This is a genomic window from Kitasatospora putterlickiae, from assembly GCF_039527695.1.
GTDB classification, from domain to species: domain Bacteria; phylum Actinomycetota; class Actinomycetes; order Streptomycetales; family Streptomycetaceae; genus Kitasatospora; species Kitasatospora putterlickiae.
The window spans coordinates 1-2,691 of sequence record NZ_BAAAKJ010000167.1 but is presented as its reverse complement, the minus strand read 5'-3'; the positions used below and the strand labels follow the sequence as shown (position 1 = coordinate 2,691).

The window sequence follows — 2,691 nt, the reverse complement described above, 5'->3', positions numbered from 1 at the left end:
CGCCGGGCGCCCCGCGCACGCCGGGCGCCCGGTACGCGCGAGGGTTCAGGAGGCCAGGCCGAGCGCCGCCATCCGGCGGGTGTGCGCCTCGGTGATCCGGTTGAACATCTTGCCGACCTCGACCAGGTCGAAGCCCTGCACCCGGACGCCGCCGACCAGCAGGTTGGAGAGCGCGTCCCGCTCGGCGACCACCCGCTGCGCCTGGCTGAGCGCCTCGCCCATCAGCCGCCGGCCCCACAGGGCGAGCCGGCCGCCGGCGCGCGGGTCGGCCTCGATGGCCTGGCGGACCTTGTCGACGGCGAACCGCGCGTGCCCGGTGTCCGACATGACGCCGAGGACCAGGTCGCGGGTGTCGTCGTCGAGCCGGACGGCCACCTCGCGGTAGAAGTCGGTCGCGATGGCGTCGCCGACGTAGGCCTTGACCAGGCCCTCCAGCCAGTCCGAGGGGGCGGTCATCCGGTGGAAGAGCTCCAGCGGCTCGACGAACGGCCGCATCGCCTCCTGCGGGTCGGCGCCGATCTCGGCGAGCCGGTCGTGCAGCCGCTGGTAGTGCTGGAACTCGGCGGAGGCCATCCGGGCCAGTGCCGCCTTGTCGGCCAGGTCGGGCGCGAGCTTGGCGTCCTCGGCGAGCCGCTCGAAGGCGCTCAGCTCGCCGTACGCGAGGGCGCCGAGCAGGTCCAGTACGGCGGCCCGGTAGCCGGGATCGGCCGAGCAGGTCGCCCAGTCGCCGATCGAGCCGGCCGCCACGTCGTCCTGCGTCTCACCACGGTTCTCCATGACCCGCCACCTTAGTGCCGGTCCCTCCCCGGGCACCTCTTCCACCGCTCCGACCTGCGATGTCGTCCGCGTCACGTGTTCGAGTCGTCGGGTGACTGTATGGTGGTACGGAGGCCCGTCGTGCTCGCACGGTGTCACCGCCGTCTCGGTGTGCCGGGCAAGCCCGCTCCGCAGCGGCTCCGTCCCCCGGGGACGCGCCGCGTGGAAGCCGGGTACTCAACGTACGCGGATGCCCGGTCGGAGAGCCGATCGGCTCCGACCAGGGCTTGGACTTCAAGCCTTGGCACCGCATCAGTGGCCGAGCGAGGGCCGCCGAGACCGCGCCAGCCGGCGCAGGTCCCGCGCAGGTCCCTCACGGGAATCCTCCCCGACGCCGCCGGCGACGCGCCCCCTTGACGGGGCCGCGCGCACCGGCCGGCCGCAGGGACCGGCGCGGTTGTGCGTCCGCGCAGCTGTATTCGGGGCCGCCCAGGCCCGTACGCAGCCGCGCGGCTGCCCGCCCGCCGCTCGCTCTCGGCCCCTCCACATGGAAGAGGCAGCACCCTGTCCACCACCGCTGAACCCACGAAGACCACCTTCCGGGAACTGGGGATCCTCTCGGAGACCGCCGAGGCCCTTGAGTCCGTCGGCATCGTCCACCCCTTCCCGATCCAGGAGATGACCCTGCCGGTCGCGCTGACCGGCCACGACGTCATCGGCCAGGCCAAGACCGGCACCGGCAAGACCCTCGGCTTCGGCCTCCCGCTGATCGAGCGGGTCGTCGTGCGGGCCGACGTCGACGCCGGGCGCGCGCAGGAGGAGCAGCTCTCCGAAGGCCCGCAGGCGCTCATCGTCGTGCCGACCCGCGAGCTGTGCACCCAGGTCACCAACGACCTGCAGACCGCCGGCAAGGTCCGCGACGTGCGCGTGCTCGCCGTCTACGGCGGCCGCGCCTACGAGCCGCAGGTCGAGGCGCTGAAGAAGGGCGTCGACATCGTCGTCGGCACCCCCGGCCGGCTGCTCGACCTGGCCGGTCAGAAGAAGCTGAACCTGTCCAAGGTCCGCTCGCTGGTCCTGGACGAGGCCGACGAGATGCTCGACCTCGGCTTCCTGCCGGACGTCGAGAAGATCATCACCATGCTGCCCGCCAAGCGGCAGACCCTGCTGTTCTCGGCGACCATGCCGGGCCAGGTCATCAGCCTCGCCCGCCGGTACATGAGCCAGCCGACGCACATCCGCGCCGCCGCGCCGGACGACACCGGCACCACCGTCGCCAACATCGAGCAGCACATCTTCCGCGCCCACTCGCTGGACAAGGTGGAGACGGTCTCGCGCATCCTTCAGGCCGAGGGCCGCGGGCTGGCGATGATCTTCTGCCGCACCAAGCGGACCGCCGCCGACGTCGCCGACCAGCTGACCCAGCGCGGCTTCGCGGCCGGCGCGGTGCACGGCGACCTCGGGCAGGGCGCCCGCGAGCAGGCGCTGCGGGCGTTCCGCAACGGCAAGGTCGACGTGCTGGTCTGCACCGACGTCGCGGCCCGCGGCATCGATGTCGAGGGCGTCACGCACGTGATCAACTACCAGTGCCCCGAGGACGAGAAGACCTACCTGCACCGGATCGGCCGCACCGGCCGGGCCGGCGCCTCGGGCACCGCGGTCACCCTGGTCGACTGGGACGACATCCCGCGCTGGCAGCTGATCAACAAGGCGCTGGACCTGCCGTTCAACGAGCCGGAGGAGACCTACTCCACCTCGCCGCACCTGTACGAGCTGCTGAAGATCGCGCCGGGGACCAAGGGCGTCCTGCCGCGCTCGGAGCGGACCCGGGCCGGGCTCGGCGCGGAGGAGGTCGAGGACCTCGGCGAGACCGGCGGGCGCGGTTCGCGCTCCGGCGCCCGTGGGCGCGGCGGGCGGAGCGGCTCCGGCCGGCCCGCG

General features: G+C 73.1%; 2 protein-coding genes. One reads left to right on the top strand and one right to left on the bottom strand.

The annotated features are described in order from the left end of the window. Positions 1–45: 45 nt before the first annotated feature. Complete coding sequence (locus tag ABD308_RS17280) at positions 46–777, bottom strand: ferritin-like fold-containing protein (RefSeq protein ID WP_344335288.1); 732 nt, start codon at positions 775–777, stop codon at positions 46–48. Positions 778–1,434: 657 nt separating this feature from the next. Between ABD308_RS17280 and ABD308_RS17275 the strand changes: the two genes are divergently transcribed. Then, positions 1,435–2,691 (top strand): DEAD/DEAH box helicase (locus tag ABD308_RS17275; RefSeq protein ID WP_344335286.1); only part of this gene is annotated, 1,257 nt, incomplete at its 3' end.